Consider the following 12,856-nt stretch of genomic DNA (forward strand, 5'->3'; position numbering starts at 1 on the left):
AGGTCCTTGCGCATCCAGTCCACGGCGAAGCCGAAGTCGAAGCGGCCCTCCACCATGGACTTGCCGCGGTTGTCCATCTGCCAGCTCTGGGCCGCGCCCTTGCTCAGGATGGACTTTGATGACCGTGCTGTCGAGAGAAAAGGCATCCGCATTGATGCGAATCATCTGCTCCTGCTGCAGCCGTGCGAAAATCCGCTCCAGCACACCATTTTTGCTCCAGCGGCTCATGCGGGTGTAAATGCTGTGCCAATTGCCGAAACTGCTTGGAAGCCCTCTCCATTTGCACCCATGTTCAAGGACATGCAGCATCGCGTTCAGCATCGTGAGGTTGTCAATTGTGACATTTCCTCTCTGACGTGGGAAGATGTCGCTTATTTTTTCGTATTACTGCTGTGTTATTTTCATAGGATAACAATAACAGAAGGTTATTAATTAAGCAGGCAGTGTTAACAGGCCCTAAGAGAGGAGTTTGGCCGACTAAGAAAGGAGTTTTGGTCGGCCAAACTCCTCTCTGGCCGAGCCAAACTCCTTGGCAAACGAGTATCAGAAGAGACGAAGTTGTCTGCCGTTCCTTTGCTGCCGTTTTTTCTGCTGCGTAGAAGACGGTGATTTGAGCAGTTCCGCTGGAATCTCGGCAAGAAAGCGGGAAGGCTCAGGCCGCTCTAAGCCTGCAAAGCCCTGCCGCTCCCCGCTACTGCACAGATAAAGGGTTTCGGCGGCCCGGGTGAGGCCGACAAAGAAAAGCCGCCGCTCTTCGGCAAGATGTTCCTCTGCCGCCTCTGCGTCCAGTTCAGAGCGGGGAGTCAAAGGTAGCAACCCTTCCTCACAGCCAGCCAGAAATACGGCCTTGAACTCCAAGCCCTTGGCAGCATGAAGCGTTGCCAGCAAGACCGCTTCAGCCCGCTCGTCATAGATGACACTGTCCTCGTATTTGCGGAGATGCTCGGCAAAGGCAGGCAGTGACACGGCAGAGGCAGCCATATTGCGGAAGCGAAGTAGCTCAGGCTCCTCGCGGTTCAGGCCACACTGTTCGAGCAGGAGATCAACTGCCACTACAGGTGACTCGCCAGCTAGCCGAGTTACTCTTTCGGAGATGTGGGTAATGCTTGTTTGCAGCTGTTTTGGCAAGTCAGCAGCGGCAAGATCGACAAGAGGCGAGCTGCTGCTTTCCTTGTCTAGCAATACTTGTTCCGCAGCAGCAAGAGCCTGTGCGCCGATGCCCTCTTCCTGCCCCAAAAGGAAGAGCAGTTCCGCCTGATCAAGCCGTCCAACAGCGAGCAGAATCCAGTAATAGATGATCTTTATCTTGCCACTCAGATAAAAAGGCTGAAGATCGACCACCTGAAAGGGCAGTGTCCGATCAGCCAAGGCTTGGGCAATGAGCGGCATCTGTCGGGCGGTGCGGCAAAGAATAGCGATGTCAGAAAGGGCCAGTGTGTTTGCGTCGTTGCCTTTCAGTCGGTCAATCTCTCGATGCGAGGTGCCGCCGATGAGTTGCTGAATCTGCTCGGCAATGAATCTGGCCTCGGCATTGGCAGTTGTGGCAACATGGCGATAAATGCTACTTTGTTTGTCTGTTGCTGCTTGAGTGTCCTGTTGTTCGCTTCCCTCATGATTATGAGCGATCACCGCCGCCGCTGCTTTCAAGATCGCTGCGCCACTGCGGTAATTGGCGGTCAACTGATGGCATTCCGGTCGCTGTTCTTCTATGAACTTGCGGAACCAAGTCGGATTTGCCCCCCGGAAACCGTAAATGGCCTGATCTGGATCGCCAATAGCAAAGACACTGCTGCTTTCAGCCAGCAGACGTACCAGTTCGTACTGCGCGGCATTGAGATCCTGGAATTCATCCACCAGCAGCTGGGCAACAACGGCCCGCAGTTCGGCGGCAAAGTTGCTGTCTCGATGCAACAAGGCAGTGCAGGCCGGAACAATCTCGTCCAAGTCGAGCAAATTGCGCTCGCGGAGGCAGGTAAAATACGGTCGCAGGAGATCGTCTTCGGCATAGCCTTCCGGTAGCATTGGCTGCTCGGCGAGAAAAAGACTAACCCGTCGCCGGAGGTCTTTCCTTTCGCGTTCAGAAAGCTGTGGATACTGCTGCTTGAAAATCCGTTCCCGCATCTCTGGCCCAGCCAGTGAAAGATGAGGCTTATGGCGACGCAACCAATGCAGACAGAAGCCGTGAAAGGTGTCTACCCAAACCTGCGCGTCGCTAGCAGAAGCGAGCCTCTGGCGAATTTCCTCGGCAGCCTTATTGGTGAAGGTGATTACTGTGATTGGCCCCTGCCCGCTGTTCAGCAGGCGCACGGCCCGTTGCACAAGCGTGTGCGTCTTGCCTGTGCCTGGCCCAGCTTGGACGATAATCCGGGCAGCCTCACTCTCCACAGCCGCCTGCTGATGCGGGTTGAGCTGCCTACTTTCCGGTTTCTGTTGGGCTGCCTCTCTTTCCTTTTTGCGAATGAGTTTTTTTTCCTGAGGCTTCTTTGCCCGCAGCTTGGTCGGAGTTAGACCAAAAAGATTGAGCTGCCCACCCAGCTCGGCCCGCTCCTCATCAGCAAAAACCTTAATTATCCCAAACTCACCGTCAAAACCCGGCTTGCAGATCACTCGTTTTTCCCGCACTCGTTTAATTGCCTCTGCCAACAAGGTCGAGACAGCGGCGATTTCAGCCAGCGGGGTTTCAAGCAGGAGGCGAAATTCTGAGCCGAAGGTATTAATCAGCCTGCCGTAGGCTGTGTCAACCTGCTTACTTGCTGCGCCACAATCAAACAACTCCCCCAGCAATTCTGGCAGTGGAATCAGGCTGTGTACCACAACAGGTCCGCCTTCCGGCCAAAACGGTTCGTCCCGATCAGCCAGCTCCAATACCCGATATAAGACCCCGATAGTCAGTGGCTTACCGCATTGTGGGCAAATGCCCTTGACTGCTGCGGTTTGGTGCGGCTCAAAACAGAGGCCACAGTTCCGGTGGCCATCGCAGTGATACTTCCCCTCTTCGGGATAGAACTCGATAGTGGCCTGAAACTGCCGCAGTGCCCGATTGCGCAGGGCTTCTTTCAGCGAAAAAAAGTCAAATGCAGCAGCAAAGATGTTGGCCTCGCGCCCCAACTTGGACGGGGAGTGGCAATCTGAGTTAGAGATCAGGGCAAAGCGGTCAAGCGCAGAAATACGGCGGTTCATTTCTGGGTCAGAGGAAAGACCGGTTTCCAAAGCAAAGACCTCGCCGCTCAGATCACCAAAGCATTCCTCGATGCTCTCAAAGCCAGATTTGGAACCAAAAAGGGAAAACCAGGGAGTCCAGATATGCGCAGGCACGAGGAAGCCTTCTGGCGCATGTTCCAGCAGAATAGCCAAGAGCATCTGCGAATCAAGCCCAAGAATAGGGCGGCCATCCGACTCCAAATTGCCAATTCCCGCGAGAACACCGTTGATGCGCCGCACCGCTTCAAGATCGGGTGCATAGAGTAGATTATGCACCTTGCGCACCTTCCCGCCCCGTTTGTAGATAGAGCTGATTTCCGCACTCAGAACAAAACGAACGCGCGAGGTATCGGGCGGGTGCAGGCCTGGCGGCAGAATTGGGGCTAAGGATTCGTAGGATAGCTGCTGCTTCAGGCGGAAAAAACCCGGTTCTGCCGGTTCTAGCTCTGTGCAAAGCTGGGCAAACCAGCCCGGATGCGTGAAATCACCGGTAGCAACAACATCAATCCCCTTAATCGCGGCCCAAACTGCCAGGCCATGCAGCGTACTGGCCTTGCTGGTGGCGCGAGAGTAGAGCGAATGAATATGAAGATCAGCAATATAAAGTTTATGGTCGTAACTCATATTATGGAAGGATTTACAGTGCGTAGCAAGCAGGTTGAAGAGAAGTGCAACTCAGCAAGGGAGGAGTCCAACTCGTTTGCCAAGGAGTTTGGCTCGGCAAGAAAGGAGTCTGGCCGAGTAACAAAGGAGTTCTGCCGAGTAGGAAAGGAGTTTTAGTCGGCCAAACTCCTTTGCTGCCGACTTGGAAAGCAGTTTGGCCAAGCCGAACTCCTTTGTTGCCGAGTAGAACTCCTTTGCAAGTCGGCAAAACTCCTTTTTGGCCAAGCCGAACTCCTCTTCTGTCTAGCCAAACTCCTGGGCAAGCGAGTTCTAAAGAAGTTAACGCTCTCTCCGATTCACGAACTTCTGTTTCAAGATCGAGCCAAGCAGCAGCAAAGCCCAGCGCATTTTGTCAGGATGGCCTTTTCCTAATTGGCTGGCCAGGTAGATCTTGAGCACTTGCAGGCCAAAGAAGGTGTTGTTCATGCAAAGCCGCTGCCAGACCAGAAACACGGTGTTGGCCAAGGCTGCCGCTTGATAGAGGCCGGTCTGTTGGTTGCCGTGCAGCAGCCGCAGGAGCCAGGCTTCGGCACGCAGCAGCTCACTGGCTTGTGCTAAGGCGCAGCTTCTGCCTCTGCCGATATTGCGATGAAAAAGCAAGTCTTCCTCATTGGCGTGCAGGCCCATTTTGTCGAGCTGGCGGCGGATGATGCGGGCGGCTTGTTGGTCCATGTTGTTCCAATCTGAGCCGGTCATGCTGTTGCTATGGATCCGATACAGCAACAGCACTTCCTCAAGATTGACCGTGGGGAAGAGATCAATTGCCCGGTTCCACAGCTCATAATCTTCCGTAGGATAATAGCTTCCATCATACCAGAGATTATGTTCAAGCAGGCAATTTTTCCGCAGAAAGACCGTTGGATGACAAAAAGGGCAGTCAAACAGGGCGTAGGCGCGGATGGCTTCGGTGGTTGCGGGATAAATATCGAGGCGCGGTTTGGTGTTATCCTGGGTAAACATGCCAATAGCCGAACCACAGAAGCCGATTTCAGGATGCAGCTCCATGTATTCCAGCTGCCGCTGGAGCCGTTGCGGTAGGGCGATATCATCGGCATCCATGCGGGCGATGTACTCGCCTTGCGCCTCCTGCAAACCCCTGTTCAGGGCACCAGAGAGCTTGAGCCGTTCAGGATTCTTCAGTACCCGGATGCGCTCATCGTGAAAACTGGCGATGATTTCCGCTGTCCGGTCTGTGGAGCCGTCATCAACCAGCAGCAGCTCGAAATCGTGCCAGCTTTGGCCGAGAATACTCGCGATGGTTTCCTGAAGATAGCGTTCACCGTTGTAAACCGGGAGGAGGACGGTGATTTTGGGCATGGGAAGAACGGAGTCTTATGAGTTCTGACGATGGCGGAGCTTGGTCAGCCAGTTGCGCAGGCCTGCGGGCAGGCTTTGAAAGACGCTGTTCAGCGTTGCTTCGGCCAAAGATTCGTAAGTGCCCAGCTCTTGGCTGAATATTCGGTACGGAGAAGAGAGAAAGACCCTGGCCTGCTCGGTTCGATTGAGACGTGCAGCCACGCGCTCTAAGTCAGCATGACGACCATGCAGGATTTTTACCTGGCAATGCTTGCCGGCAAAATTTGGGCAGATGGTTCGGAAATTGTATTCCTGGGGCAAAATAAAGAGCTGGACATCAGAGCGGTATAAGGCATCCCGCAAGGAATGCTGATCCCGGTAGGAATCGGCATTTTGGGCCAACATCTGGAGAAAAGTTGCTTCCCAACGGTGAAGCAGGGCCTTTACCTGGTTGTTTTGCCGAAAGGCAATCACCCCAGAGTTCAGCTCAGGGAAACAAGCGGGCAGTTCAGGAAGAGGATACTGATACCGGTCAGGTGCTTGGGCCAGAGCAATGTCAAAACGGTCAAGCAAACGGAACAGATCCTCCACCGGAGCGCAGAGCCAGGTGTCGGTATCGAGAAACAGCGTCTTCTCATAGGGAGAATCGAGCAGCGGTTTCATTTTATCGCGGCAGGAATGGCTGACTTCGGTCAGCAACTGCACGCTATCCACCTCAGCAGGCGGTGCAACAACCATCTCCTGCAAATCGGTGAACAAACAGATCGGCAGATCCGGCATCTGCTTTTTGGCAGAACGGGCGGAAAGCAGAGCTTCAGCGACAAATTTCCTGCCCGTGGCAATATAGACGATTCCTCTGGACTCTGTCATTGTTGCCGCAGCGCACTCATGCAAGCATTGTTAGCCAGCATTGATCCTGGCCAGGACTTCTTGCTCCAGTTCAAGCAAATTTTCCGGCAGGACAATGTTCTTTTTCGTCTCTAGCGACTCGTTGACCCGTACTCGGGCTGCCCGTTGGAAACGTAATCGAGTCAGCCAGGCTGGAAATCGCAGTTGCAGATTCAGGGCCGTGAAACAATCAACCAGACCGGAAAAAGTCCGCAGGCTAACCAGGGTGGTTTCGGCAATTTTTGCGCCGCGCTGGGTGAAAATGTCCTTATAGACCTGGCATCTTCTTTCGATTTCCAGGCAATACCAGTAACAGAGCTGGTAGTCGTGCATCGTTTGCCAGTTGGCAAGCTGAAGGACATTCGGATCATCCGGCGATAAGTAAAATCGCAGCCCTTTCTCGCTCCGGCCTGGAATGGTGCCCATGGTTAACATGCTGCGCGCGACATCTCGGGCTGGCCGCCGATGAATAACCAAATCAGGCACAAGACCCAGCTGCAACAGAGGCTCCAGAAAGCCTTTGCAGGTGAGATGACTTGTTTCAATATAAATTGCCGCAGGATTACGAAGGATGGCAGGCAGCTTTTTTTCCAGGAGAAAGTTGATAGCCAGGTCGTGATTCTTCTGCACAGGTCGTAAAACCTCAGCAAACTCCGGTTCTGGCTCATGGACAGCGTAGGTATCCCGCGCATAACCAAGAATGGCACTGAGATAAGCTGTGCCACTGCGCCCCGTAGTGACGGTAAACACCAGCCGTTTCTTCTGTAGCTGCCTGATCAGCTCCTCTTGGTTCATAGCATTGACTGAGGTTCAGTGAGTTTTACCGGTCAGGCGGTTGAAGACTTCCTGATGCCGGTGTAACCAAGGGGTTTTATCAAAATACTGCACTGCTCGCTGCCTTGCACCTTGCTGATACCAAGCCAACTTCGCGATGACCTGCAACACTGCGTCAGCAAGGAGCTTGGGATCAGGTGGATGATCCTGCTCCCAGTCCAGCGGCCCTGCCACGCCCACACCGCCCTGCTCGCCAACCAGTTCAGGTACGCCGCCAGTTGCTGAATACACCACGGGCAGGCCGCAAGCCAGGGCCTCGACGACGAGACGGGGGCAGGGATCGTTGTATTTCGTGTGCAAGAGAATGGAACAGCTCTGCAAAAGAGCGGGGGCCTCGTCCTGGGTGTATGGCCCAACGCACACTACCTGCTCTGCCACTCCAAGCTGGCGGGCATATTCCTGTACTTCCTGCTCTGCCTGGTGCTTATCAGCATCCCAGCAGAAGCGTCCGGCGATTTTCAAGATGATCTTCTGGTTAACTTGGCGGACCTGCTGAAGAGTCTCCAAAGCAGTTTTCACTCGGTACTGTGTCCAATGGCTACCAGACAGCAAAAGGATGATTGCATCGTCGCTGACTGACGGTAACGCCGGGGAAAACAAACAGGTATCGACCGGATTGTACAAAATCTCCGCCGCATCATGCTGTTGCCGCACCCCTAAGAAACGCTCCGCTGACAACTGGCAGAACGCGCTCTGGTAAAAAACGTGATCTGCCAGAGCATGAAGCCGGGCCATAGGCTGATTCTGTCGTTCCCATCCTTTGCCGAACCAACCTGGATACGCTACGCCATTTTGATTGACTACGATCTTTGCTCCGGCTTTCCGAGCCATCTTAGCTAAACGCACGGGAAAATAGGGCAGAGCACTGGAGACGAGATAGAGAATATCAGGACAAACAGAACAGTGCGGAAAGACTTTATTCAGATCATGCAGTTTGACCATGCCGCCAAACACATGTTCATTCGGCCCAGGTACCCGCTCAAATCCATAATTGATCCGCAGCGGCCCATTCTGCTGCTCCGTTGGTCTGCTGCGCCAGGTTCTGCGCAGGAAGGGATAGGATTTGAGCCAGATATACCCCAGATTAACCAGATCAAGAGGCTTCAACTACGTATTTCCAGGAAGAATCCGGTGCCAGTCCCGGATTTTTTTCGCCAAGGCAATATATCGTGCGGCGATATCAGCCATGTTTCGCGTCCAGATCAGCCGTTGAAACGAGACCACATTATTTGCCAGCCGCTCAAGTTGCTCCAGAATGTCATTCTCGTTGGTAAAAGGGAGGCCGGCAAAAGAAACTAATTCCGGGTTACCTCCGTCGTCGCGGTACAAAACAGGTAGCCCGCAAGCCAAAGCCTCTAATAAGGCATTTGAACAGGGTTCATGGAGGCTCAAAGCCAGATAAATGTCCTGCTGACGCAGCAGCTGGGCTAACTCTTCGGAAGGTACCGCCTGAATATGCTTAATATGCTCAAATTTTTCCTGAACTCGCCCGATAAAGGTGTATTCAAAGCGACTCCAGTCCAAGTGCTCGTCCAGCCATTTCATCAGCGGCCCACCTTTTCTGGGGTTATCTGACCACGCTGACGAGACAAGCCTGATTTTTCTTCCCTGTTCAAAGGGAAGACGGCCATCTGGATTGAAAATAGCCCTGTTGACGCTGTTATGAATGATCACCGGCGCAACAGCCCTGAAGCCTAGCTCAGAGCATTGCCTGAAACTATACGCTGACTGGAAAACTGTCGCCGAAGCAAGCTGCCGGTTTAGGGTAAAAATCTTTTCATCTTCCATTCTACCTTCTCCCCGGTACAACGTGACAGGCCCATCAATCCTGTGAATCATTCTAATCGGGAAGGAACCTGCTTTCTGCTGGAATTTTTTATAATCAAACCAGCAAGAATTACAGATATGGACATCAATGGAGCTGGATAGCTTGTTTGTTTCCGTTTTTACCCCTTGTTTTTCCATCTCATCCTGCAATGCCAGCATGAATTGATTGCCGCCTCCGTAGGGTGGTTTATGGAATTCATGCCAGAGTGAGATGGAGAGTTTTTCAGAAGAGGCGTAACGGCCAGTTAATCGTTGCAGCTGGACGGCTATTCTTTTTTTTAGATTGTTAGGGGCAATAGCTTTCTCTGTCCATTTCTCTGAAATTACAAATGGTTTAACCTCATCTATCTGTCTGTACAGCTTTTCAAAAAGCGGCACATTGCATTCTGGAGTATGTCGGGCAAGCACAGCCTGATAGTGCGGCTCCACGGTTGCCTCAAGATTGCGGTGATGATAATGCGCTTCTATCTTGGCCGCTGCTTCATCAAAAGAGCTGTACAGGGATTCTGGCAGCAGAATGTCCGGCGCAATCCCAACTGGTGTGCAGAGGATAGGCGTTTTGGTTGCCGCCGCTTCAAGGACAGAGCGAGGCCCACCTTCCCAGCGGCTCGTTACCAGATGTAGATCAGAGGCATTATAGAGATCACTGACAACTTCGGCAGGAGCAATATTGCTTGTTAGGTCATCATCCTGTTTTGTTTCCTTGCCGATAAAGGTGAAAGGAATAGAGAAGCGTCGAAACTGGCTGCGGATCCAATGCCGCCGTGGCCCAGCGAGCAGGAAATGAACAGGAATTTGCTTTTTTTGGAGATGGATACCGAGTTCAAGCAGCAGCTCCGCTCCCTTCTGATCTTTTGGGAGGGTCAGGTCATGCCCAAAAGAATCTCGCATGAAATTGCTAATCAGCAATACAGATTCAGATATTCCGTAACGATTGCGCACAGCTGTCTTTGACAGCGGCTGCGGGTGAAAGATATCTGTATCTACTGAATAAGGAACGTAGGCGTGACGGTATCCCAGCAAGTGTAAATCCCGCACCGCCTCCTGCGACATGGCCACCCATAACCCGACCATGTCTCCAGCCTTGATCATGGCTGGATTCTCATACAACCGCATCAGATTGTTGCAGACATGGCAGATGATACGCTTGCCTGAAAGCCGCTTTTGATCCAGCTGAAACAGCGGCTCTTCCCAAACAGAATGGATAACATCAGCTTCCTCAAAAGAAGTTAGCTGCACCAACCCTGAGAGCTGCTGCAACGATCTTTTGGTGAGTGCCAAGTCGGTGTCTAACGCCCAGCCGTTATTCTCGCTGCCGCACAGGTGTACTTTTACAGGGGAACTGATCATCTGCTTTTGAATACGCAGCGGGTGGGCTTACCGGAAAAGATCGTCGTTTTTTTGTAGATATTGTTCACATGGTTCCTTCTACAAAAAAGGTCGGGCTGATTTTTCCACCAGCTGACCGCGCATATACCGTTCACGTTTCCAAGACGACTGTTGTTCAATACCTGCTAAACGAAAATAGAGGGCTTTAATTCTCGCGAATATTCCCTCGGAATTCATGTCAGAAATATTTTTCCTGACACTTATCTTGTGCTCCTTTTCCAGACTGCTCCTTCGAATGAAACAAAGATGGAGACAGCGGAAGTCAGCTTCATCCCATGCGGTAGTTTTGTACAGTTCCAAGCGGAGGGATTCGTCATACCCCTGCCTGAATTGAATTGTTCCTCCATGCAGACGTTCAGGGCAGGGACCTGACCAAGTATTAATTGCATTGAAATTATACAATTTAGTCATACTTCGACAAGGTGGTGACAAATAACCTTGAACATACCCTGTCGCTATATTGAGATCAATGCAGTGTAAAGCATTTCCAAGAATAATCCACCATGAATTATATTCTCCAGAAAAAAGTCGTTGTCTTAGCCGTCTTAATCCAGCAGGATCATATAATTCATCGCCATCCACGGCAAAAATCCAAGTATCTGTTCTGGCATAGTTACTGACTAAATCATGAGAAAGTGCAGGACTGCTAATAGAATAACTATGTATTTTTCTATATTTTTTCTGAAGTCTCTGAACTTTGCAGTAAGTTTGATCATCTGATAGATTGTCGGCAACAATAATTTCATCACAGAATTCAAAAATATTTTCTAAAACTTTTTCTAAAAATAAATCTTCGTTTCTAACAAGAGAAATGCCAATAATTTTTTTTTTCATAAAAATATTATAAATTACTGTCAGTTGATAAAGGCAAGATAACTTTTTTAAAAGATAATATTTTTTGCTTGAACAATTTTTTTTGCAATAACGCTCGACCCGGAAGTTATACCGTCTTTTCGCTTGTTCCTGAAGCAGAAAGGTTGCGTTGGAATCGGTAGGTCAAGGAATGGGCAGAGTTTTTCCCACCCATCTCCAGCTGTAATATTCATTTCTAACAGGTCTCCTGGTCGATTTCTAAAATATTTCCTAATTTCTTCGTGATGACTATAATAGACATCGATAAATTTTTCCCTGTCAAATACAGGTGTGCCATACATAAGCATTCTGCGCATAATGATAAGGTCTTCTGACCGATCAGGTGGAGTGTATCCGTGAATATACTCTGTAGAATCAAGCCATGACTTAAGATCACGGATCAGCAAGATGAATTTTGAATCTGGAAATTTATAATCCAGATATTTATAAAAAATCGTACAGCCATTGTCGGAGGCTCCATCGAGATAACGCAACTGCTCAAAGGTAGGATTATGAACAACATTCTGGTAGCCGAGAATTCGCAATGCGTCACAGAAACTAGTTGTCCCTGTTCGCCCTAATCCAATACCCCATGCTCTATATTTTATATTCATTATTCATAAAGTATTCGCTTGGATAAAAAAAAGCCAATGAATTACATTCATGCCGCTCATTCATACATTTTATATTTAATGGCTGGAATTTACCGTCGAATGCACGATGATCTCCCCATATTAACTTATAATCTGTATCAAATAGATATTTTGAGACATCTTTGTTTGTTTTACCAGTAGCATTGACTGATGAAGCCTCATCAAATTCAATCAAAATTAATGGGCGAAACCTTTTGATTGTCTTAATTCCTCCTAGAATGATCTCTGATTGGTATCCTTCAACATCTATTTTTATCAAACCGGGTTTAATATTATATTTTGAGCAGAATTCGTCAAGTGTTATAAAATCAATCATATTTTCATCTAGAGCCTCTTTCTTAAAGAAAGAGGTAATCCTCTCTAGCACGCTCACCTTCTCTATCTCTTTCATAAAAAAATCGTTAAATAGAATTCTTTTATTTGCATAACTAAAAGAAGATATAGCGCAGTTAAATAGCTTTACTCTTTCTATATTAAGATGTGTGTTAATCAATATATTTTCTTTGAGCGCATGATAAGAATATTTATTCATTTCAAATGAATAAATATTTGCAGACGTAAATACTGCTGCGCCAAGCAAAGAAAAGTATCCGTAAAGCGAACCAATATCAAGCACAGTCTCAATATGCTGAACATATTTTTTTAGCACATCAAAAATCGCTATCATTCCAGGTTCATGAATCCCTCCCGAATTATGTTTTTTTCGAACCCATTTAGCTGAACCACCAGCAACTGTTCCTTTTGCTGTTGGAGAAAAATAGACAGATGGGTACGAGTCGATTGCCAATTCCTGTTTTCCCTCCAGCTCAGAGAACTTCCATCGAAGATTAGCAAGACTTGTATTAATCAATTCGCAGATCTGTTCAGATTCAATCATCAGAATATGTTATAAATACAATTTATTGCGAAGCATTGGCCGTTTTCTGGAGATAGGTACTGAAGCTGCTCATGTCCATTTTCTTTGGTGCAATCTGTTCCAACCTATAGTCCAACAATGATAGCGGCAAAAATCAAAAGCATAACAGCGCGTGAAATATTTATCAGAGTTCCTTCAGTTAAGAAGGAACTCTAGGGAGGAGAGTTTTGGACAGACGAATATTTTGTTTCAACAGTCTGACCTGTCTTCGCAATAGCGGACACGTTTTATTCCCTAAGTAGCCCTTTTGAAGAAGAGCGGCTCGTAGTTGTCCGGCGACTGATAACTGATCGCCGAATGCCGCCGTTGGCGGTTGTAAAAGCCTTCGATGTACCAA

The 12,856-nt window shown here is 49.5% G+C and carries 10 protein-coding genes and 3 pseudogenes; 1 reads left to right on the forward strand and 12 read right to left on the reverse strand.

Annotated features, from left to right (window positions below; genetic code table 11):
* From ACNKIB_RS08310 to ACNKIB_RS08365, 12 genes and pseudogenes are all read right to left on the reverse strand, one after another.
* Window positions 1-110: pseudogene (locus ACNKIB_RS08310) on the reverse strand (NAD-binding protein); the annotation flags it as partial.
* A pseudogene (locus ACNKIB_RS08315) lies at window positions 103-375 on the reverse strand (transposase); the annotation flags it as partial. The pseudogenes ACNKIB_RS08310 and ACNKIB_RS08315, both read right to left, overlap by 8 nt.
* 168 nt (window positions 376-543) lie before the next feature.
* Window positions 544-3,825 carry a UvrD-helicase domain-containing protein gene (locus ACNKIB_RS08320; RefSeq protein WP_417910081.1) on the reverse strand — a complete coding sequence of 1,094 codons (3,282 nt, stop codon included), beginning with the start codon at window positions 3,823-3,825 and terminating at the stop codon, window positions 544-546.
* A 51-nt stretch (window positions 3,826-3,876) separates the two neighbouring features.
* Window positions 3,877-4,089, reverse strand: a complete 213-nt coding sequence (locus ACNKIB_RS08325; protein WP_417910082.1) for a hypothetical protein — start codon at window positions 4,087-4,089, stop codon at window positions 3,877-3,879.
* Window positions 4,090-4,143: 54 nt separating this feature from the next.
* Complete coding sequence (locus ACNKIB_RS08330) at window positions 4,144-5,181, reverse strand: glycosyltransferase family 2 protein (protein ID WP_417910083.1); 1,038 nt, start codon at window positions 5,179-5,181, stop codon at window positions 4,144-4,146.
* Window positions 5,182-5,196: 15 nt separating this feature from the next.
* Entirely contained in the window at window positions 5,197-6,030 is an 834-nt protein-coding gene (locus ACNKIB_RS08335; RefSeq protein WP_417910084.1) for a hypothetical protein, read from the reverse strand.
* Window positions 6,031-6,060: 30 nt separating this feature from the next.
* On the reverse strand, window positions 6,061-6,843 hold the full coding sequence (locus ACNKIB_RS08340; protein ID WP_417910085.1) for a hypothetical protein: 783 nt from the start codon (window positions 6,841-6,843) through the stop codon (window positions 6,061-6,063).
* Window positions 6,844-6,858: 15 nt separating this feature from the next.
* Window positions 6,859-7,989 carry a glycosyltransferase family 4 protein gene (locus ACNKIB_RS08345; protein ID WP_417910086.1) on the reverse strand — a complete coding sequence of 377 codons (1,131 nt, stop codon included), beginning with the start codon at window positions 7,987-7,989 and terminating at the stop codon, window positions 6,859-6,861.
* On the reverse strand, window positions 7,990-10,059 hold the full coding sequence (locus ACNKIB_RS08350; protein ID WP_417910087.1) for a glycosyltransferase family 4 protein: 2,070 nt from the start codon (window positions 10,057-10,059) through the stop codon (window positions 7,990-7,992).
* Between the two features lie 78 nt (window positions 10,060-10,137).
* Complete coding sequence (locus ACNKIB_RS08355) at window positions 10,138-10,932, reverse strand: glycosyltransferase family 2 protein (RefSeq protein WP_417910088.1); 795 nt, start codon at window positions 10,930-10,932, stop codon at window positions 10,138-10,140.
* Between the two features lie 47 nt (window positions 10,933-10,979).
* A complete protein-coding gene (locus ACNKIB_RS08360) occupies window positions 10,980-11,564 on the reverse strand; it encodes a sulfotransferase family protein (RefSeq protein WP_417910089.1) in 585 nt (194 codons plus the stop codon).
* Window positions 11,548-12,480, reverse strand: a complete 933-nt coding sequence (locus ACNKIB_RS08365) for an FkbM family methyltransferase (RefSeq protein WP_417910090.1) — start codon at window positions 12,478-12,480, stop codon at window positions 11,548-11,550. Before ACNKIB_RS08365 ends, ACNKIB_RS08360 begins: the two co-directional genes overlap by 17 nt.
* A 43-nt stretch (window positions 12,481-12,523) precedes the next feature.
* On the opposite strand from ACNKIB_RS08365, the pseudogene ACNKIB_RS08370 reads away from it, so the two are divergent.
* Window positions 12,524-12,672, forward strand: a pseudogene (locus tag ACNKIB_RS08370) (transposase); the annotation flags it as partial.
* Window positions 12,673-12,856 lie beyond the last annotated feature (184 nt).

The sequence above is a fragment of the Candidatus Electronema sp. PJ genome, from assembly GCF_048287395.1.
In the GTDB taxonomy this organism is placed as follows: Bacteria; Desulfobacterota; Desulfobulbia; order Desulfobulbales; family Desulfobulbaceae; genus Electronema.

Coding starts and splice junctions, on each gene's coding strand:
- ACNKIB_RS08320 (WP_417910081.1), bottom strand. CDS start 3,825: ATGAGTTACGACCATAAACTTTATATTGCTGATCTTCATATTCATTCG.
- ACNKIB_RS08330 (WP_417910083.1), bottom strand. CDS start 5,181: ATGCCCAAAATCACCGTCCTCCTCCCGGTTTACAACGGTGAACGCTAT.
- ACNKIB_RS08335 (WP_417910084.1), bottom strand. CDS start 6,030: ATGACAGAGTCCAGAGGAATCGTCTATATTGCCACGGGCAGGAAATTT.
- ACNKIB_RS08340 (WP_417910085.1), bottom strand. CDS start 6,843: ATGAACCAAGAGGAGCTGATCAGGCAGCTACAGAAGAAACGGCTGGTG.
- ACNKIB_RS08350 (WP_417910087.1), bottom strand. CDS start 10,059: ATGATCAGTTCCCCTGTAAAAGTACACCTGTGCGGCAGCGAGAATAAC.
- ACNKIB_RS08355 (WP_417910088.1), bottom strand. CDS start 10,932: ATGAAAAAAAAAATTATTGGCATTTCTCTTGTTAGAAACGAAGATTTA.
- ACNKIB_RS08360 (WP_417910089.1), bottom strand. CDS start 11,564: ATGAATATAAAATATAGAGCATGGGGTATTGGATTAGGGCGAACAGGG.
- ACNKIB_RS08365 (WP_417910090.1), bottom strand. CDS start 12,480: ATGATTGAATCTGAACAGATCTGCGAATTGATTAATACAAGTCTTGCT.